21 protein-coding genes and 1 pseudogene are annotated in these 19062 nt (G+C 65.3%); 16 read left to right on the plus strand and 6 right to left on the minus strand.

From position 1 onward, the window contains the following. Window positions 1-13: 13 nt before the first annotated feature. From ACSQ9A_RS31175 to ACSQ9A_RS31240, 14 genes are all read left to right on the plus strand, one after another. Window positions 14-481, plus strand: coding sequence for a PaaI family thioesterase (locus tag ACSQ9A_RS31175; protein ID WP_436306747.1), 468 nt, complete (start codon window positions 14-16; stop codon window positions 479-481). 465 nt (window positions 482-946) lie between these two features. Beyond that, window positions 947-2131, plus strand: coding sequence for an ABC transporter substrate-binding protein (locus ACSQ9A_RS31180; protein WP_436306748.1), 1185 nt, complete (start codon window positions 947-949; stop codon window positions 2129-2131). Window positions 2132-2153: 22 nt separating this feature from the next. Next, the gene (locus tag ACSQ9A_RS31185; protein ID WP_436297306.1) at window positions 2154-3011 is read left to right on the plus strand and encodes a branched-chain amino acid ABC transporter permease; all 858 of its coding nucleotides are present in this window, start codon (window positions 2154-2156) and stop codon (window positions 3009-3011) included. After that, window positions 3008-4003, plus strand: a complete 996-nt coding sequence (locus ACSQ9A_RS31190) for a branched-chain amino acid ABC transporter permease (RefSeq protein WP_436306749.1) — start codon at window positions 3008-3010, stop codon at window positions 4001-4003. The genes ACSQ9A_RS31185 and ACSQ9A_RS31190 overlap by 4 nt, the downstream gene beginning before the upstream one ends. Further along, the gene (locus ACSQ9A_RS31195; protein WP_436306750.1) at window positions 4000-4749 is read left to right on the plus strand and encodes an ABC transporter ATP-binding protein; all 750 of its coding nucleotides are present in this window, start codon (window positions 4000-4002) and stop codon (window positions 4747-4749) included. The genes ACSQ9A_RS31190 and ACSQ9A_RS31195 overlap by 4 nt, the downstream gene beginning before the upstream one ends. Then, window positions 4749-5459 (plus strand): ABC transporter ATP-binding protein, encoded by a 711-nt coding sequence (locus ACSQ9A_RS31200; protein ID WP_436307738.1) that lies wholly within the window; start codon window positions 4749-4751, stop codon window positions 5457-5459. Before ACSQ9A_RS31195 ends, ACSQ9A_RS31200 begins: the two co-directional genes overlap by 1 nt. A gap of 19 nt (window positions 5460-5478) precedes the next feature. Further along, on the plus strand, window positions 5479-6687 hold the full coding sequence (locus ACSQ9A_RS31205; protein ID WP_436306751.1) for a cytochrome P450: 1209 nt from the start codon (window positions 5479-5481) through the stop codon (window positions 6685-6687). A gap of 34 nt (window positions 6688-6721) precedes the next feature. Beyond that, window positions 6722-7045 carry a 2Fe-2S iron-sulfur cluster-binding protein gene (locus tag ACSQ9A_RS31210; RefSeq protein WP_436306752.1) on the plus strand — a complete coding sequence of 108 codons (324 nt, stop codon included), beginning with the start codon at window positions 6722-6724 and terminating at the stop codon, window positions 7043-7045. Further along, complete coding sequence (locus ACSQ9A_RS31215; protein WP_436306753.1) at window positions 7042-7632, plus strand: MarR family winged helix-turn-helix transcriptional regulator; 591 nt, start codon at window positions 7042-7044, stop codon at window positions 7630-7632. The genes ACSQ9A_RS31210 and ACSQ9A_RS31215 overlap by 4 nt, the downstream gene beginning before the upstream one ends. A gap of 52 nt (window positions 7633-7684) precedes the next feature. Next, window positions 7685-8794 (plus strand): S-(hydroxymethyl)glutathione dehydrogenase/class III alcohol dehydrogenase, encoded by a 1110-nt coding sequence (locus tag ACSQ9A_RS31220; protein ID WP_436306754.1) that lies wholly within the window; start codon window positions 7685-7687, stop codon window positions 8792-8794. A 13-nt stretch (window positions 8795-8807) separates the two neighbouring features. Next, window positions 8808-10022, plus strand: a complete 1215-nt coding sequence (locus tag ACSQ9A_RS31225) for an NAD(P)/FAD-dependent oxidoreductase (protein WP_436297299.1) — start codon at window positions 8808-8810, stop codon at window positions 10020-10022. 14 nt (window positions 10023-10036) lie between these two features. Further along, a complete protein-coding gene (locus tag ACSQ9A_RS31230; RefSeq protein WP_436306755.1) occupies window positions 10037-10900 on the plus strand; it encodes a helix-turn-helix transcriptional regulator in 864 nt (287 codons plus the stop codon). Between the two features lie 43 nt (window positions 10901-10943). Next, window positions 10944-11921 (plus strand): Bug family tripartite tricarboxylate transporter substrate binding protein, encoded by a 978-nt coding sequence (locus tag ACSQ9A_RS31235; protein WP_436306756.1) that lies wholly within the window; start codon window positions 10944-10946, stop codon window positions 11919-11921. A 20-nt stretch (window positions 11922-11941) separates the two neighbouring features. Continuing rightward, window positions 11942-13009 carry a Rieske 2Fe-2S domain-containing protein gene (locus tag ACSQ9A_RS31240; RefSeq protein ID WP_436297296.1) on the plus strand — a complete coding sequence of 356 codons (1068 nt, stop codon included), beginning with the start codon at window positions 11942-11944 and terminating at the stop codon, window positions 13007-13009. 403 nt (window positions 13010-13412) lie between these two features. Here the strand turns inward: ACSQ9A_RS31240 and ACSQ9A_RS31245 are convergent, their stop codons facing one another. From ACSQ9A_RS31245 to ACSQ9A_RS31260, 4 genes and pseudogenes are all read right to left on the minus strand, one after another. Continuing rightward, a complete protein-coding gene (locus tag ACSQ9A_RS31245; RefSeq protein WP_436297295.1) occupies window positions 13413-13535 on the minus strand; it encodes a hypothetical protein in 123 nt (40 codons plus the stop codon). A 121-nt stretch (window positions 13536-13656) separates the two neighbouring features. After that, window positions 13657-13932 carry an antibiotic biosynthesis monooxygenase family protein gene (locus ACSQ9A_RS31250; protein ID WP_436307739.1) on the minus strand — a complete coding sequence of 92 codons (276 nt, stop codon included), beginning with the start codon at window positions 13930-13932 and terminating at the stop codon, window positions 13657-13659. A gap of 94 nt (window positions 13933-14026) precedes the next feature. Next, window positions 14027-14926 carry an NAD-dependent epimerase/dehydratase family protein gene (locus ACSQ9A_RS31255; RefSeq protein WP_436306757.1) on the minus strand — a complete coding sequence of 300 codons (900 nt, stop codon included), beginning with the start codon at window positions 14924-14926 and terminating at the stop codon, window positions 14027-14029. A 134-nt stretch (window positions 14927-15060) separates the two neighbouring features. Then, window positions 15061-15266 (minus strand): annotated as a pseudogene (locus ACSQ9A_RS31260) (tartrate dehydrogenase); the annotation flags it as partial. Here ACSQ9A_RS31260 and ACSQ9A_RS31265 point away from each other — a divergent pair. Beyond that, window positions 15184-15636 (plus strand): hypothetical protein, encoded by a 453-nt coding sequence (locus tag ACSQ9A_RS31265; protein WP_436307783.1) that lies wholly within the window; start codon window positions 15184-15186, stop codon window positions 15634-15636. The pseudogene ACSQ9A_RS31260 and the gene ACSQ9A_RS31265 overlap by 83 nt on opposite strands. A 551-nt stretch (window positions 15637-16187) precedes the next feature. On the opposite strand, the gene ACSQ9A_RS31270 is transcribed toward ACSQ9A_RS31265, so the two are convergent. Further along, window positions 16188-17006 (minus strand): alpha/beta fold hydrolase, encoded by an 819-nt coding sequence (locus tag ACSQ9A_RS31270; protein ID WP_436306758.1) that lies wholly within the window; start codon window positions 17004-17006, stop codon window positions 16188-16190. A gap of 402 nt (window positions 17007-17408) precedes the next feature. Here ACSQ9A_RS31270 and ACSQ9A_RS31275 point away from each other — a divergent pair, with 402 nt between their 5' ends. After that, window positions 17409-18800: a M20 family metallopeptidase gene (locus ACSQ9A_RS31275; protein WP_436306759.1), complete on the plus strand. Its 1392-nt coding sequence runs from the start codon at window positions 17409-17411 to the stop codon at window positions 18798-18800. Here ACSQ9A_RS31275 and ACSQ9A_RS31280 read toward each other — a convergent pair. Beyond that, window positions 18786-19028 carry a hypothetical protein gene (locus ACSQ9A_RS31280; protein WP_436306760.1) on the minus strand — a complete coding sequence of 81 codons (243 nt, stop codon included), beginning with the start codon at window positions 19026-19028 and terminating at the stop codon, window positions 18786-18788. The two genes, ACSQ9A_RS31275 and ACSQ9A_RS31280, sit on opposite strands and share 15 nt — an antisense overlap. Window positions 19029-19062: the final 34 nt, after the last annotated feature.

Here is a 19062-nt window from a genome sequence, read left to right on the forward strand (position 1 = left end):
AGAGCGACAGCAGATGTCGGAACGTTTGCTGGAAGGGGACAACCCGACCCGGGCTTACGTGGCAGAGGCGGTGTCTTCCGGCCGCCGTAACGTCCCCCTCGAGGTCAATCCTGCACTGGCGAGCCTGTCGGCCCTGCTTGTTGAGAGCCGCGACGGCGAACTTGTCATCCGCTTCACCGCGCCGCGAACTGCGACGCAGGGAAACGGCGTCGTGGGCGGGGGAACCTTGGCAAGCATGCTGGACATCGGCATGGCGATGGCGGTCCTGTCACGGCTGAAACCAGGCTACACATGCTCCACCATCAGCTTGACGGTGAACATGCAGAGCGCTGGGCAGGAAGGCCATTACATTGCCGTAGCGGGGGTGGATAGAGTCGGTCGGCAGGTCGCCTTCGCGCACGCGAAACTTTATGACGCGAAGCGCTCCCGCCTGATAGCGAACGCGACCTCTTCGCTCGCCGTCATTCCCGTGCGACCGTGAGGTCGTGCATCACGGGGTTGAGCCGACACCGAAGCTGCATGCTGGAGCAAGGCCGACTGGGGGATGCCCGGCTCTCGAGCATGCGGTTGTGCTGGCGCATGACCCGGCGCCGCTCTCCCTCGCATGACGATAGGCCAGCCGGTCCGGATCGGCATAGAGCGCGGCGCGCCGCCGATCGCGGTCGGCCGTGCTCTCGTCGCGCCGCAGGCGCACGAATTGGTTCAAACGCGCGGGTCGGTGGTGTCACGATGCTGGACATCGCCGGGGGCCTCTCTCTCATTCGGGCTTGAAGCCCTCTTTCATGACGATCCGACCCTACCTTGCGAAGTCGGGCTCGGGAAAACCATGCATTTGGTTGATCGCCCTGTTGGTTGACATACCAACTATCTGCTCGGAGACTCCGTCTGGTCGTCACGTCGCTTCGAAGGTCAGTGACGGTCCATTCCACAAGACAGGAGACAAGGCATGAGCAAGACCACACGGCGTTGCGCGGCGGCATGGTGCGCGGCGTTGGCACTCGGCGGGACAGCGCTGCCGGCGCTGGCGCAATCCGCCATCAAGGTGGGCATCGTTGGCCCGTTCTCCGGGCCCTTCGCCCACTACGGCACGCTGTTCAAGACGGGCGCTCAGGCCTATGTGGATGCCCAAGGCGGCAAGTTGGACGGCCGGTCCATCGAGTTCATCTACCGTGATACGGGCGGCCCCAACCCGGGCCTGACCAAGAGCCTGGTTCAGGAGCTCATCGTCAAGGACAAGGTGGACTACCTCGGCGGCTTCGTGTTCACGCCGAACGCGATGGCAGTGGCGCCGCTGATCCAGCAGTCGCAAACGCCCACGGTCATCTTCAACGCCGCCACTTCGGCCATAACGGAGAAGTCCGACTACTTCATCCGTACCTCCTACACGCTCTGGCAGGTGACGGTGCCCCTGGCCAGATGGGCGGCTGGGCAGGGACTCAAGAAGGTGGTCACCGCCGTGACCGACTTCGCCCCCGGACTGGACGGAGAAGCAGCCTTCAAGGCCGAGTTCACCCGCCAGGGCGGAACGGTGGTGGAGAGCATTCGCATGCCGATCGCCACCACCGACTTCGCACCCTTTGTTCAGCGGATCAAGGCCAGCGGCGCGCAGGCGGTCTACACCTTCCTGCCGGGTGGGCCACCGAACCTGGGCTTCGTGAAGGCCTACAACGAGAACGGGCTTGCGAAGGCCGGCATTCAGTTCCTCGGGACAGCGGAGACAGACGAGTTCGATCTGCAGAAGTTCGGCGATGCTGCGCTGGGCCTGACCACCGCCTTCCACTACTCTGGCACGCACGATTCGCCGGCCAACCAGAAGTTCGTCGCCGCACTCAAGGCCGCCGATGCGCAGGCAGTCCCCAACTACGCCTCGGTGGGTGCATGGGACGGCATGCACGTGATACACAAGATGATCGAAGCCACGGGCGGCCGCAGGGATGGCCCCAAGGCGCTTGCCGCCGCCAAGACACTTCAATGGGACAGTCCGCGCGGTCCGGTGAGCATCGATCCAAAGACACGCCATATCGTGCAGAACGTGTATCTGCGCAAGGTTGAAAAAGCAGGCGGCATGCTGGTCAACCGCGAACTGCAGAGCTTTGGCCCGCAGCCCGACCTCGGCCTCGAGACCAAGTAGCGAAGCAACCCGGAGGCTTCGAGTGAGCACGATCCTGAACGTCGGCATTGACGGTGTGGCCTACGGCATGGTGCTGTTCGTCATCGCCGTGGGCATGTCCGTCACGCTGGGGCTGATGCGTTTTGTCAATCTCGCGCACGGCGCCTTCGCGATGGTGGGTGGCTATGCGGCGGCATGGCTCACGCGCGACGTGGGCTGGAGCTTTTGGCTGGCTCTGCCGCTGGCCGTGCTGGCCGCCGGCGCCTTGGGAGCGCTGCTGGAGATGCTGGTGCTGCGCCACCTGTATCGCCGCAAGGAATTGGACCAGGTACTGTTCACCATCGGACTGACCTTCTTCCTGATCGCCGCCACCAATGCCATCGCCGGCCCGCAGGTACAGCTCATCGCGCTGCCGCCACTGCTTGCGCAACCGGTGGATCTGGGCTTTCGCACCCTGCCAGCACAGCGGCTGTTGGTCATCGCTGCGGGCTTGGCCGTCGCCGGCGGGGCCACCTACACCGTGCTGCGCACTCGCTTTGGGGTGTGGCTGCGCGCAGCGGTGGACCATGCGGAGACCTCCGCAACGTTGGGGATCCCGATTCGCCGCGTGCAGTGCCTGAGTTTCGCCGCCGGCGCGGCGCTGGCGGGCCTGGGAGGAATTCTCGGCGCGGAGTTGATGCCTTTGGAGCCCTACTACGCGCTCAAGTACCTGGTGCTTGTGCTGGTGGTAGTCGCCGTGGGAGGCATGGGCAGCATCGCCGGCACGTTGGCTGCAGCCCTGGTTCTGGGAACAGTGGAGACGGCCAGCAAGTACTGGGCTTCCGACTGGGGCAGCCTGTTCTTCTTCCTTGCCATGGCGCTACTGCTTGCCTGGCGTCCCAGTGGGCTGCTGAAGCGATGACCCCGAACACCTTGCGCACCGCGCCCGCCTGGCGTGCTCCCCTGGTCGTGCTGATCCTGGGCGTGGGAGTCGGGCTGCTGCTGCCCGAGCAGTTGGGCCTGATCGTGCGCATCGCCGTCATGGCGCTGCTGGTTGTCTCCCTTGACCTGGTCGTGGGCGTGGCCGGCCTCGCTACGCTGGGTCATGCGGCTCTGTATGGCGTTGGCGGATACGCGGCCGCGCTGTTTGCGCTCCACGTGCAGGCCGATCCTCTGCTGGGACTGCTGGTGGGCGTCGCGGCCGGAGCAGCGGTAGCGCTGGTATCAGGCGCCTTGCTGCTGCGCTACCAAGGCTTCACTTTCCTGATGCTCACCGTGGCCTTCGCCCAGATCCTGCTGGCGCTGGCGCAGAAATGGCGCGACTGGACGGGTGGCGACGACGGGCTGTCGGGCTTCTCGATGGCGCCGTTGCTCGGCTTGTTCGCCTTCGACCTGGAAGGACGTACCGCGGCTTTCTACGCCATCGCGGTGCTCGCGCTGGGGCTGTACCTCGCGCAGCGGCTGGTCGCCTCGCCCTTTGGCCTGTCGGTGCGCGGCATCCATGAGAGTCGGGCCCGCATGGCAGCTCTGGGCACGCCGGTTCGCACGCGGCTGCTCGCCATCTACACCGCGGCCGGCGCCCTGGCCGGCGCCGCGGGCGCCCTGGCAGCACAGACCAACGCCATCATCGGGCTGGACAGCCTCGGCTTCGGCCTCTCCGCCGAGATCCTGGTCATGCTCGTGCTGGGCGGCGCGGGGCGATTGCACGGCGCACTGGTCGGCGCGCTCATCTTCACACTGCTGCATCACACGGCCGCTTCCATCAACCCCTACCACTGGCTGTTCGCGGTGGGACTGGCCCTGATGGCAGTGGTGCTGGTGCCGCCTCGCGTGCTGTGGCTGCGGCTGCGCGCGCGCCTGGGCGCTGCCGGACGTCGTGCTCCGCTCGCCTCATCGAAAGAGGTTCGGCCATGACGCCGCTGCTGCAGGTCGAATCACTGGAAAAGCATTTCGGCGGGCTGCACGTCACGCGCGGCGTCTCGCTGACCATCGCGCCGGGAGAACGCATCGCGCTGATTGGACCCAACGGCGCGGGCAAGACCACGCTGGTCAACCTGATCAGCGGCGTCATTGCACCTTCCGCCGGGCGCGTGCGCCTCGCCGGGGAGGATGTCACGTCGCAAAGTCAGGCGCGACGCGTGCGCTCCGGGCTCGTCCGTACGTTCCAGATCACCACATTGGCGCCGCACCTTCCGGTGCAGCGGCAGGTGGAGCTCGCGCTGTTCGAGCGCGAGGGCCTGGCCCACCGTGCATGGCGCCCGGTCGAAGCCTATCCAGCGCTGGCCGGCGAGGCGCGCGCCATATTGGCCACCTTCGGCTTGGCGAACCATGCAACCGTGCCGACCGGCCAGCTGGCATACGGCGAGCAGCGGTTGGTGGAGATGGCACTCGCGCTGGCCCTGCGCCCCCGTGTGCTCTTGCTGGACGAGCCCATGGCCGGCGTGCCACGAGACGACGGCCACCGGCTGCTGGCAGCACTGGATGCGCTGCCGCCAGAGCTGGGCGTACTCATCATCGAGCACGACATGGACCTCGTCTTCCGATTCGCACACCGCATCGTGGTGCTGGCCGAAGGGGCTGTGCTGGCCGCAGGGACACCCGAACAAATCCGAGGCGACGCCCGAGTGCGCGCCGCCTACCTGGGGCAGGGACTGCCATGATCACTCCCCTGCTGCAGTTCGACCAAGTGGTCGCGGGCTACGGGCCGACCACCATCCTCGACCGGCTGAGCTTCACCGTCCAGCCCGGCGAGCGATTGGCCATGATCGGCCGCAACGGTGTAGGCAAGAGCACCACTCTGCGGGCCATCATGGGCCTGGCGCGGCTGTCTTCCGGTCGTATCGTGTTCGATGGTGAGGACACGAGCGGCCTGGCGCCACACCAGCGCGCGCAGCGCGGGCTAGGCTACGTGCCGCAAACGCGCGACATCTTTCCCTCGCTGAGCGTGGAGGAAAACCTGCTGGCGGGCCTGAAGCAACGACCGCGCGCCGCGCTGGCCGAAGCCTACGCGCTCTTCCCGCGCCTGGCCGAGCGCCGTCACAACGGCGGGGCGCAGCTCTCGGGTGGCGAGCAGCAGATGCTCTCCGTCGCCCGCACCCTGCTCGGGCGGCCCCGCTTGCTCCTGCTGGATGAACCCTTGGAAGGCCTGGCGCCCATCATCCGCCAGGAATTGCTCGCGGCCTTTGGCCGGCTGGCAGGCGAATCCAGCGTCACCGTGCTCATCGTGGAGCAGCAGGTGAGCGAGGTGCTGGCCTATGCCGACCGCGCCCTCATCCTGGACCACGGCCACGTGGTGCACGAAGCACCCGCCGCGGACTTGCGCGCGGACCAAGCCACCTTGGAGCGCCATGTGGGCATGGCAGTCCATTGAACGTGAAGGAGCCCCCGACATGACGACCCTCAGTTCCGAACTCGACATCCCGGTCCTCGACATCGACCCCTATGCGTCGGCGAACCTGATCGACCCGTATCCGATGCACGAACGCCTGCGCGAGGCCGGGCCGGTCGTGCGCCTGGCACCGTATCCCTCGGTGGTGGCGTGTGCGCGCCACGACGAAGTGCGAGCCGTGCTCAATGACCACGCCACCTTCATCTCGGGCGCCGGCGTCGGCTTGACCAACTTCAACAAGGAGACGCCCTTCCGGCCTCGCAGCCTGATCCTGGAGGCCGACCCGCCGCTGCATACACAGACGCGCACCGTGCTCTCGCGCATCCTGAGTCCCAAGACGGTGATGCAGATCCGCGATCGCTTCGCCCAGGAGGCCGAGGCCCTGGTCGAGCGATGCGTCGCCAAGGGCGAGATCGATGGCATCCACGATCTGGCGCAGGTCTATCCGCTCAAGGTGTTCCCCGACGCGGTGGGCGTGGAGGAAGCCGGGCGCGAGAACCTCCTGCTTTATGGCGACATGATCTTCAATTCGATGGGACCACGCAACGAACTGCTGGCCAAGAGCGCCGAGCGCGTCGTCGCGGTAACCGACTGGATCATGGCCCACTGCCAGCGCGATCACCTTCGTCCGGGCGGCTTTGGCGACCAGATCTATCAGGCAGCCGACGCTGGCGAGATCTCTCACGAACAGGCGCCGATGCTGGTGCGCTCCTTCCTCTCGGCGGGGGTGGACACGACCATCAACGGCATCGGCAACGCCGTGTTCGCGCTGGCACACCATCCGGCCGAATACGCGAAACTGCATGCCGATCGGCAGCTTGCCCGCCCCGCCTTCGAAGAGGCGCTGCGGTGGGAATCCACTGCGCAAACTTTCTTCCGTACGGCCTCGCGCGACTGCGAGATGGCCGGTGTTGCGTTGGCGGCCGACACCAAGGTGCTGTGCATGCTCGCCTCGGCCAACCGGGACCCGCGCAAGTGGCCTGAGCCGGATCGGTACGACGTCGGTCGCCGACCGACCGGCCACATGGCCTTCGGCTCGGGCATCCACGGCTGCGTGGGGCAAGTCATCGCACGGCTGGAAGGCGAGGTGGTGCTGCAGGCACTCGCGCGCCGCGTCAAGGCGATCGAGATCACCGGCGCGCACACCCGCCGGCTCAACAACACGTTGCGCGCGCTGGACACGCTGCCGCTGCGGCTTATCCCTGTCTGAGAGCGTACTGACGCAGGAATTCGAAGGAGACACCATGCCCACGATCCGATTCATCATGGCCGATGGCAGCGAGCGCGATGTTCAGGCGCCAGTCGGCCACACCGCGATGCAGGTTGCCACGGGTGCCGGCCTGTCCGGCATCATCGCCGAGTGCGGCGGCTCGGCCATGTGCGCCACCTGCCATGTGTATGTCGACGACGCCTGGACGGCCCGGCTGCCCGAGGCGCTTTCCAACGAGCGGGAGATGCTCGAATGCACCGCCGCCGAGCGTCGGGCGAACAGTCGATTGTCCTGTCAGATCCGGCTGGACGACGCACTGGACGGGCTCGTGCTGCATCTGCCCGAGGCGCAGCAATGACCCCCGCTGCGCTCGGCGCGACATGGGCCACACTGACGCGCATGCCTTCTACTCGCACGAGCTCCACCCGGTACGTTTCCATCGACCTGGAACGCTACGTTCCGGCCTTCTTCACCTGGATCGCCAACAAGCTCTCGCGCGGCGCCTCGCAGCATTACCTGCGCAGCTTCGGCGTCGGCATCGAGACCTGGCGCTGCCTGGTGCTGCTGGCGATCGAACCCACGATCTCTGCCAACAAGGTGTGTCGCATCATCGGGATGGACAAGGCCTCCGTGAGCCGCTGTTTTTCCGGCATGGAGGCGCGGGGCCTGATTCGCATCGCACCGGATCCCGCGGACGGCCGTGCGCGCGTGGCCACCCTCACCGAGGAAGGCCGGGCGCTGCATGACCAGATCATCGGCGTGGCGCTGGAACGTGAACGCGCCTTGCTCTCCGTACTCAGCAGTGAGGAACGCGAAGTGCTGATCGCCCTGCTGCGCCGACTGCACGAGAACTTGCCTGAGGTCGAAGCTGCCACCGACCGCTATGTGGCGCGCATGCAAGCGCCGGTCAAGCGCAGGGTGCGACCTCAGGCCGGCAGGGCCTGAGCGTTCTCGCGAGGCACTCCATCGTCTTTTTTTCATTCCCAGGAGCCATCCCATGAGATCCCGAGCCGCCGTTGCCTTTGAAGCCGGCAAGCCCCTGCAGATCGTCGAGATCGACGTCGCGCCGCCGAAGAAGGGCGAAGTGCTGGTGAAGATCACCCACACCGGCGTGTGCCACACCGATGCCTTCACGCTCTCGGGCGACGACCCGGAAGGCCTGTTCCCCGCCGTGCTGGGCCACGAAGGCGCCGGCATCGTGGTCGAGGTCGGCGAAGGCGTCACCAGCGTCAAGCCGGGCGATCACGTCATCCCGCTCTACACCGCCGAATGCGGTGAATGCCTGTTCTGCAAATCGGGCAAGACGAACCTGTGCGTCGCGGTGCGCGCCACCCAGGGCAAGGGCGTGATGCCCGACGGCACCACGCGCTTCAGTTACAACGGGCAGCCGGTCTATCACTACATGGGCTGCTCCACCTTCAGCGAGTACACGGTGGTGGCCGAGGTCTCGCTCGCGAAGATCAGCCCCGACGCCAATCCCGAACAGGTCTGCCTGCTGGGCTGCGGCGTGACCACCGGCCTGGGCGCGGTGAAGAACACTGCCAAGGTGCAGGAGGGCGACACGGTCGCGGTCTTCGGCCTCGGCGGCATCGGCCTGGCCGTGCTCCAGGGCGCCAAGCTGGCCAAGGCCGGCCGCATCATCGCGATCGACACCAACCCGTCGAAGTTCGAGCTTGCCAGGACCTTCGGCGCCAGCGACTGCGTGAACCCCAAGGACCACGACAAGCCCATCCAGCAGGTGATCGTCGAGATGACTGGCTGGGGCGTGGATCACAGCTTCGAGTGCATCGGCAATGTGCAGGTGATGCGCGCGGCGCTGGAGTGCGCGCACCGCGGCTGGGGCCAATCGGTCGTCATCGGCGTTGCCGGCGCGGGACAGGAGATCTCCACCCGCCCCTTCCAGCTCGTGACCGGCCGCCGGTGGCTGGGGACTGCCTTCGGCGGTGTGAAGGGCCGCAGCCAGTTGCCTGGCATGGTGGAGGACGCGATGGCCGGACGAATCCAGCTCGCACCCTTCGTCACGCACACGATGCCGCTCACCGGCATCAACGATGCCTTCGATCTGATGCACCAGGGCAAGTCGATTCGCGCGGTCGTCCACTACTGAATCCTGAACTAACATGGAACGCGACATCGTGGTCATTGGCGGCGGCCATGCGGCGGCGCAGTTCTGCGCCGGCATGGCCGAGGCCGGACAGGGCGCGCGGGTGCATCTGGTGTGCGAGGAGCCGGACCTGCCCTACCAGCGCCCGCCGCTATCCAAGAGCTTCCTCAAGCGACCAGACGAGGCAGCCCAGTCCATTCGCGGCGAAGCCTGGTACCCCGAAGCGGGCATTGAGCTCCACCTCGGTACGGCCGCTGAAGCGATCGATCGGGAGGCGCGTGTTGTGCGCCTGGCCGGCGGCCGCAGCCTGCCTTACGGCGTGGTCGTTCTGGCCACCGGCACGCGTGCGCGCGTGCTGCCGGGCCTGCCCAGCGGGCTCAGCAACGTAGTGCTGTTGCGCACCGCCGCTGATGCCCGCGCGCTGCGCACGCATTTGGGCGAGGCCCGGCAGGTGGTGGTGCTGGGGGGCGGATTCATCGGTCTGGAGATCGCCGCCACCGCGCAGGCCCTGGGCCGCCAGGTGACCGTGCTGGAGGCCGCGCCGCGCCTGCTCTCGCGCTCGCTGTCGCCGGAGATGGCCGAGCATGTGCTGCTCAGCCATCGCGCCGCGGGCGTGGACATCCGCCTGGGCGAGAAGGTGAGCGACTTCGAGGTTGCTCAGGCGAGATTGCGGGCGATCCATCTGGGCGCGCAGCGGGTGCCGCTGGACCTGCTGATCATCGGCATTGGCGCCAGGCCCGAAACCACGCTGGCGCAGGCGGCAGGCCTGGACTGCCGAGATGGCGTCGTGGTCGATGCGTTCATGCGCAGCAGCGACGCGCGCATCCTGGCGATAGGAGATTGCGCGCGCTTCCCGCTGTCGGGACAAGGGAGCGATCGCCGACTGGAGTCGGTACAGAATGCGCACGACCAGGCACGCACCGCGGTGGCCACGGTGCTTGATCGGCCAGCGCCGTATGCAGCGCTTCCTTGGTTCTGGTCTGAACAGGGCAGCATGCGCCTGCAGATGGCGGGCTGCATGCCCGCGCAGTCGGTGCGGCACCTGCGTCCTGGCGCGCGGGGGGACGCATTCTCCATCCTGCACTACACACCGCAGGGGCGACTGGCCTGTGTGGAGAGCGTGAACGCGCCCCAGGACCACATGGCGGCGCGCAAGTTGCTCGAGGCAGGACATTCACCGGCACCGGCGGCCGCCTGCAACCCGGCGACGGCACTCAAGACATTCACATAGGTCGGAGCCGCCACATGGCAAAGCACTGGGCGCGAGTCGGTATCGACGAAGACAGCACGGTGCCGTCCGCGGCGATGATTGCCCTCCTCGACCAACTTCGCGCCGGGCCGCCCGCGCTTGCTGCATTGCGATTCATCGCGCATCTGGTGCCGGTGGAGTACATCTCGCTGGTGGAGTACGCGGGCGGCGGCGCGCCAAGGCAGCTCGAAGGGCATGCGCGGAGTTCACAAGTCCAGGACACCACGGCGCGTTGCTTTTCGCTGTACCGGTTCGCCTTCTTCCGTGAAGACGAGGTCACCGCGTTGGCCGGCGAACTGGCTTCTATGAGCGAGAAAGCGCCTAGAGTGGACATGTTCCACTACCGCCAGCGCGACATTCCCAACCGGGACTGGCGCAACGAGATCTTCGTGCGCGAACGATTGGCCGGACGGGTGAGCCTGGTCTTCGCAGGGGCTGACCATCGAGCCTACGCGCTCAACCTGTACAGGCACACAGCGGCCGGCGAATTCGAATCCGATGAACTCGCTCGCCTGCGCACGGTGGCGCCGATCGTGAGGGCTGTGCTGCAGCCGCGGCTGGATTCGAAGTCCCGGACTTCGGATGCGAATCGCGTGGCGATGGCGTCCATCCGCCTGGGGCAGCAGTCGGACAGACTTTCGAAACGCGAACTGGAAGTCGCGGCGCGCATTGCGGCGGGCCTCAGCACGGACGGCATCGCCCAGGATCTGGGCATTGCCACCTCGACGGTGCTCACGCTGAGAAAGCGCGCCTATGCCAAGCTGAACGTCCACAGTCGGATGACTTTGGCGTGGGGGCTTGATATAGGGGATTCCCCGTCCCAATCGCTGGGTACAGACGCGCGCAGTGACGACGCCTAGAGTTCCGGGACGCCGCCCTCCGACGGCAAGAGGAGACATCCCCATGGACCGCCGCACGATGAACCAGATGCTCGCCGCCGCCGCCCTGGCGCCACTGGCCGCAAGCGCCCAGCCGAGCTTTCCTACACGCCCTATACGCATCGTCGTGGCCTATCCTGCAGGTGGGGCCTCGGACTTCATCGCCCGCATGGTGGGTGACCGCCTGTCCAAGACACTCGGCCAGCCCGTCGTGGTGGACAACCGCACCGGCGCATCGGGTGCGCTGGGTGTGTCCGAAGTGGCGAAGGCACCGCCCGACGGCTACACGCTCGGCGTGACCCTCGGCGATTCGCTGATCAACAACGTGGCGTTGTTCAAGGCGCTTCCATACGACCCCCAGCGCGACTTGGCTCTGATGACGCAGGCGGTGTTCAGTCCCGCACTCATCAGCGCCAACACGGATCTGCCGGTCAAGAACATCGCCGAACTGCGCCAATACGCTGCGCAGCACAAGGGGCAGCTGAGCTACGGTTCGTGGGGGATAGGCAGCCTCGGTCACATTGCCGGCGAGGCCTTGAGTCAGCGCCTGGGTGCGAGCATGGTTCATATTCCCCAGCGCGGCGAAGGCCCCGTGCTGCAGGATCTGTTGTCCAAGACGATCAGCCTCGGCCTGAGCTCGGCCGGTCTGGCCAAGCAGCACGTACTCGCGGGAAAGATCACGCCCCTAGCCATTCTGGGACGGGAGCGTTCGAAGGCACTTCCCGGCGTCCCTACCTTGCGGGAACAGGGAATCGACGATCCGATCTTCGATGCAGCGGTATGGATCTGCTTCATCGCCCCAGGCAAGACGCCGCAGCCGGTGCTGCAAAAGCTCATTCAAGAGATCCGGACCATCCTGGCCTTGCCGGATGTGGATGCCGCCGTCGTCGATCGCGGCCTGGAAGTGATGGCCACCACGCCGGTGCAATTCCGCACCAGCTATCGCGGCGAGTTCGACATCATCACGCGCCGCATCCGAGAGATCGGCATCGAGCCGCAATAAGACCCAAAGGAGAAGCGAGCGTGTTTATCCGCAACCTCTGGTATGTCATCGCTTGGTCCCACGAAGTAGGCGCCGACGCGCTGTTCACGCGCACGGTGCTGAGCGAGCCCATTCTTCTGATGCGCAAGCAGGATGGCAGCCTCAGCGCTCTTCAGGACCGTTGCTGCCATCGCCTGCTGCCATTGTCGCGCGGTGCCCGCGAGGGCGACGCGGTGCGCTGCGGCTACCACGGGCTGAAGTTCGATTGCGGCGGCCAGTGCGTCGAGGTCCCCGGGATGGAGCGGGTGCCCTCGTACCTGAAAATCAAGAGCTACCCGGTGGTCGAGAAGAACCGTTGGATCTTCGTTTGGATGGGTGACCCGGAGCGCGCAGACGAGGCGCTGTTGCCGGACAACTTCGCCAACGACGATCCGCAATGGTGCAACAAGCCGGGCTACATGCACTACGAGGTCCCCTACCTGCTGATATGCGACAACCTGCTGGATTTCTCGCATCTGAGCTACGTGCACGCCAACACCCTCGGGGGCTCTCCGGAGATCGCGCGATCGCGGCAGAAGATCGATCGGGTCTTCGTTCCAGACGGCCGCCAGGTCGGGTTGAAGGTGACGCGCCGGGTCAGCGATGTGCCGCCCTCACCCTACTGGAAGAGTTTTCGCGATGGCCTGCGAGACGAAATGTACGAGCGGTGGTTCGACTATGACTTCGTGTTGCCCGGAACGCTGTTGATGGACTCGGGTGGACGTCCCATCGCGGCACCCGACGACGAAGCCCGCACCGTCCGGCTGCTGAGTTGCCAGACCCTCACGCCGGAGACCGAGACCAGCACCCACTACTTCTTCCAACAGTCCTGCCAGAGCGCAGACTTTGAACGCGCGCCAGAGACAGTCGACCGCATGTATGCCACCCTTGTTCGGGCCTTCCATGAGGATCAGGACACCATCACGGCGCAATATCGGGCGTTGCAGGCAACACCGGGAATGAAGATGCATGCCGTGCCGCCGTTCGATGGCGCGCTTGGGCATTTTCGTGGGCTGGTGGAGCAATGGGTAGCGGCAGAATCTTCGGCAAGTCTCAGCCAAGGCCAGTGATCGTGCGCTGGCTGCGGACGACGTCTACGTTCGCCTTCTGGAGTCACTGGGCGCGGACGTCGTTCTGACGCGGCCCGACTTCGTGGTGTATGGGCACGCCGATCGCGCAGGTCTCGCGCCTCTGGCCAAACGCTCCTGCAACAGCTGCAGTATTCCTCGACGAGGACGCATCACCGTGCCATCAGCGTCCTTTGTCCTTGAAGAGGCCGACGAAGAGATTCCGCATCCACTGGTGTGCCGGATCCGACTCGAAGCGGCGGCTCCAGTGGATCGAGACGGTCGTAGCAAAAACCAACTGTGTCACTCTTGCGCAGGCAAATGTGTCACTCGTCTTTTTGACACAGACCCGATGGGGGGCAAAGTCGCGTGCAGTAAGGGTTTGCGCGATTCCGCAGGAAATGTGTCAATCGCTCCTCACCGCCAGACCTGCAAAGACAATGTCGAGGCTCTTTTCCAGCGCAGGCGCCGTGTACAGCCGACCTTCTGCTTCGGCGACCATGGCCACCTCGTTCTTGTCGTCTTTCATCTTGTGCTCCGTTGCCCGTGCAATGTTCGCACTTTCGCTTCAATCGAAAACCCTCCTGCGTCAGATGCTCGCACAAAACCAAAACGACTCTTGAGATCGAAAGCCTAGGCTCGGGGGCCGTTCAGACCGGCGTGATCCTTGGATCTTCGGAAGCCCCCTGTGCATTTTTCATTCGCCCACCGCGTTGGACGCCGGCAGAACTCAACGTGCTCCACCACCGGCGGCTGCGCAAAAAAGGCCTCACGATGGCGCGCCATTTCCCATAGGCTGGCGAGTTCCGGAAGCCGACCGTGTGGTCTTCCTGGCTGGCCCAGTGGATCAGCAGCACGTAGCGTTCAGCCGACTCGATGCTGCGCCGCACTTCGTAGTTGCGAAATTCCGGTGCCTTGGAAAGCACGGTGTCCAAGCCGCGTCGCGCGGCCTATTCGTCCTGCCGGCCGGGATGGATGCGTATATCTGCAAGTTCCAAGATCATTGTTTCGTCCTCGTGTTCAAAGGGGCATTTCCTTCTGGATCCAAGCAACCGCCGATTCGTGGCGCGGCGACCATCCCAGTTCGCGCCGCGCACGCGTAGCGCGGACCCGACTGTTGCTTCCGTAGGAGTAGTAGGCACGAGCCTGACCCCACATCGCCGCGGCCTCGTCCGCGGGCAGCGACTCGACACGGCCCAGTCCGAGGCGCTGGGCAATGGCTTCGCCGATTTCGACGAACGACGCTTCGCCGTTCTCGGCAAAGTAGAAGGCACCCGCTGGTGCCTTGTCGAGCGCCAGCAGGTACAGATCCGCCAAGTCGTCGATGTAGACGGTCGACCAGCGGTTGATGCCCTTGCCGACAACGCGTACCACACCATTTGCGCGTGCCTGCTCCACAAGAAACGGGATCTGGATGCTGCGCGTGTTCAAACCCGCGCCCACGCCATAGGTCAGCGTGGGACAGACGACGACCGAGCGCACGCCGCGCGCCGCGGCAGCGAGGACCGTGCCGTTCAGCGCGTGCCGCGCCTGCTTGGCGGGCGCGACGACGAAGGGCGTGTCTTCGTCGAAGACGCGCTCCGAGAGCCGGTCGCCATGGGCGTCGTCGCCGACAACGCTCGATCCGCTGGTGTGAATCAACGGCTTTCCGGAGCCCTCCAGCGCCGCGATCATGGCTTGCAGCGACGGGAGATGATCCGCGTTGGCCGTATTGACCACGCCGTCGGCCTCGCGCGCCTCGCGGGCAAGCACCTGCGCATCGTCCAGGCTGCCGATCACGGGTTCGATGCCGCATGCGAGAAGCGCGGAGGCCTTCGAATCGTTCCGCAGCAAGCCGCGCACGGTGTGGCCCCGGGCGACGAGGCATGCGGCGATGCTGCCTCCGGTGTAGCCGGCGGCGCCGGTCATGAAGAGTTTCACTACGATATTTCCTAGAGGGCGACGGTCGAAAGCCACGGCACGGTCGCGATCACGACCACGCTCACCAGCAGCGCGGCCATGTAGGGCCAGATAGCCCGCATCACTTCTTCCGGCTTGCCCTCCCCGATCCGGCACGCCACGGCGCGGCCGTCCCACCAGGGCATGCTGATCGCGATGCCGTTGCTCTTGTGGCCACCGTCAGGTGCTTTCTCCTGCGCGCCTGGGCGAGTTCGTAAGCGTACCTCAGCACGCGGTCGGTGCCGTGGCGCGAGAAGACCGATTCCTGGATCACGATCTCGCGCTCGGTGCCTTCGTACATCACGCCGCCGAGCGAGGTAATTGGTGTTTGTTGGGTCGACCGTGTCAATCTGTCGAAAAAATACTACTACCCCGAGGGCGAGTCGGCCAACACGCGCGCGTCCTATGCCTCGGCCATGCGCTACGGGTGCGCTTGGTACGCCGCGCGCTATGGCCGCGCGCTGCGCCTGCCGGTGCCCGTGGTGATCCAGTTCATCGTCGACCACGCGGCGCGCAAAGCGGACGAGGATTCCGAAGCCGGCCTGGTCAGCGAACTGCCACCCGACGTTGACCAGGCGCTCGTGGCCAACGACTACAAGACGCGGCTCGGCGCGCCCGCGCTCAACACGCTCGTGCGCCGCATCTCCGTGCTGCCCCAGCAATTCGTCAGCCTCGTCGATTCGCTGCGCTGACTGCCACGATGAATTGAGTCCGGCGCCCAATGTTCCCCCAAAGAGTCTGTGGAGTCGGCGTGTGGGCCCAGCAGAGCCGCCACATCCCTCACCTGAACAGCGTCAATGACCGAAGAGGGCTTGCTCGCGCTTCCACTCAGCCGCCCGCTGGCGCGTAGACAAATCTGGGCCCAAGCTGGGTGCACAACCAGTTTCGGCCTCGTAGACAGACATCATGTCGGTAGGCAAATAGATACTGGAAACACAACTCAATTGCTGATGCGAGTCGTAGTCGCCTTGCCGGGCTCGGAGCTCAAGGAGGCATCTGCGGAGTAAAGCCATAATTTTCTCCTTCAACGGGGTATCGCTCGGCACACAGGCAGCACTCAACCAGCTCTCGACTGGAGGGAGCAGGCGGTCCGGCGCTCTATCCGATCCACAGTCCGCCACCGTGACCACACTGCGACACCCGAGTCATGTCGCAGCCTCGCCTCACTCGATCCTTACAAACACCCTGCCGTCTTCAATCTTGACCGGATAAGTCCGCACCGGCGTTGCCAGCGGAGGGCCCTTTACGCACGTCGCCCTTCGCCGCGCATGATGGACTGGGCGAATGAGACAAGTACAGCCGCGGCCTCCGAAACCTTCTCCGGGAGAAGTGCGTGGCCAGAACCATGAATGATTTCCATCGTCGTCAGGTGGCCTACACGATCTCGCAAGTAATCTTCTTCAGGTACGGGTGCAATCTTGTCAAATTCAGGCGCAACATAAAGCACCGGCAAATTTTTGCCTACTTCGGTCCAACTACTGTCGGCCGTTGCATTCGTCGCCGCGAGCTGGAATTTAGAGACCTCTGTATGCCACCCGCTCAACCAAACGGAAGCATCGTGCCCCGGAGCGAAGAAGTCACGCTCCAAATAAAATAGGCGGTCTGCATCCGGCTTGGAATTGTCAGATACGACATTCACGGAAATCAAGAGCTCGGGCGATATTGTGCTGCCAATAATCGCCGCGAGAAGTGCGACAGATTTTGTCATCGAAGGCCAATGATGGGCGAGAACCCGCGCGACCCAGTTGCCGAACGCGTGGCCCACCACACACAATGCTTCAGGCTTCTCCGGCGCACAATCGGCTTCGATCGCAGCAACGACATCGGCGGCAAGATCGATCAATGTGATGCCTTCGGTCGGCCCCGAACTCGCGCCTATGCCGCGTGGCTGCGGTCGCAACACGCGGAATCCAGCCGCAGCAATTAATGGTGCAATTTCATCGAAATCAGTAGCGCCTCTCGCCAGCGAGGGGAGCAGGACAATGCGTGGGCCCTTGCCTTCGACTAGAAGTTCGACCTGACCTTCAGGCGTGGGGATCAGTTTGCGCTCGAGTTTTGACATTTAGTATCCTAATTTGGTCCGTTTAGATAGAATTCCTTGGCTATTAATATTGATCGATGCTCGCATGTGACTAGGCGTAGCTCGAACTCGCCGCTTCACTCCAAACCGCAGGTTATCGGGTCGACCATCAACAGCATTTTCGCCCGAGTGTGTTGGAATTGATAGAATTGCGAAGCCGTGAGAATATGAAAGCTCCGCCGCCGTATCCGATGACGTCGCAATCATCCAAATTCAGGCGCGCATTCGTCCTATTCCGCCGGGCTGGGAGCGCGATATCGTTCCAAGCAGTCAGTTACTTGGGATTATCTTCATGCGTTTCCTAGCAAAGTGCATCGTCTCCACGCTCATGGGTCTACCCCCCAATGAGGCTGGCCTCCCTCGGGAAGCCCTGCAGGAGGCCGCATGACGCGCGACGCCGCACTGGCCCAGGCTGCCGGCCACTTCGACAGCGGCGACTTCGTGCGCGACCTGTCGCGCCGTGTCGCCTTCCGCACCGCCAGCCAGGAGCCGGACTCCGGGCCGGCGCTGGCCGCCTACCTGCAGGACGAGATCGGCCCTTCATTGGCCAAGCTGGGCTTCAGCTTCAGCATCCACCCCAACCCCGAGCCCGCCTACGGACCGTTCCTGGTGGCCAGCCGCCATGAAGGCGATGATCTGCCCACGGTGCTGATGTACGGCCACGGCGACGTCATCCGCGGCCAGGACAAGAGCTGGACCTGCGGCGAGGGACCGTGGACGCTGGCGGTGGACGGTGAGCGCCTTTATGGACGGGGCACGGCCGACAACAAGGGCCAGCACAGCATCAACATCGCCGCGCTGGCCACCGTGCTGGCGCTGCGCGGCCAGCTGGGCTTCAACGTCAAGTGGCTGCTGGAAACCGGCGAAGAGACCGGCTCGCCGGGCCTGGCAGCGTTCTGCTCTGCGCACCAGGAACTGCTGGCCGCCGATGTGCTGATCGCCAGCGACGGCCCGCGCGTGGGCCGCGACCAGCCCACCGTCTTCCTGGGCTCGCGCGGTGTGGCGAACTTCAGCCTGACGCTGAACCTGCGCGGCGGCGGCCACCACAGCGGCAACTGGGGCGGCCTGCTGCGCAACCCCGGCACGGTGCTGGCCAACGCAATTGCCAGCATGGTGGACGCCCACGGCGTGATCCGTGTCCAGGGCCTGCGCCCGCCGCCCATCCCGGCCAACGTGCGCACCGCGCTGCAGGGCCTGCGCTTTGGTGGTGACGCCGGCGACCCGGAAGTTGACCCCGGCTGGGGCGAGCCCGGCCTGACTCAGGCCGAACGGGTGATCGCCTGGAACACGCTGGAAGTGCTGGCCTACAAGACCGGCAACCCGGACTTCCCGGTCAACGCCATCCCGCCCGCAGCACAGGCCTTCATGCACATGCGCTTTGTCGTCGGCACCGACGTGAGCCGGCTGCGTGACGTCGTGCAGCAGCACCTTTCGACGCACGGCTTCGAAGGCGTCGAGGTCAGCGAACCCGAGGTCATGCACGCCACCCGGCTGGACCCGGACAACGCCTGGGTGCGCTTCACGCTGGCCAGCATCGAGCAGAGCACCGGCAAGAAGCCCGTGCTGCTGCCCAACCTGGGCGGCAGCCTGCCCAACGATGTGTTTGCCGACATCCTGGGCCTGCCCACCGTGTGGGTGCCGCACAGCTACGCGGCCTGCCAGCAGCACGCACCCGACGAGCACCTGCTGGCACCGGTGGCGCGCGAGGCGCTGCAGCTGATGACGGGCCTGTTCTGGGACCTGGCAGCGGCCGCGCCGGCGCTACCGCGACGCTGAGCGCGCCGTCTTCGGCGGCTCGCCCAGCGTGCCGCGGAATCCAGCCGCGATGAAGGCGCAGCATGGACCCTGATCCTGCGCGCGTTTGCCGAGCGGGCCGGCGCCACCCGCATCGGCCTGGGCGAGTGCCGCGGCACGGCGCTGCCGGCGCACACGCGCTGAGGACAGGCGCAGCACCGACATCAGGCCGGCAGGTGCAAGGTGCTGCCCCGCCCCGGTCACCGCCACGCGTCCGCCGTGCAATTCGGCAATGCGCTTGACG

It is taken from the genome of Variovorax sp. LjRoot290 (assembly GCF_964253985.1).
Classification (GTDB): Bacteria; Pseudomonadota; Gammaproteobacteria; order Burkholderiales; family Burkholderiaceae_C; genus Variovorax.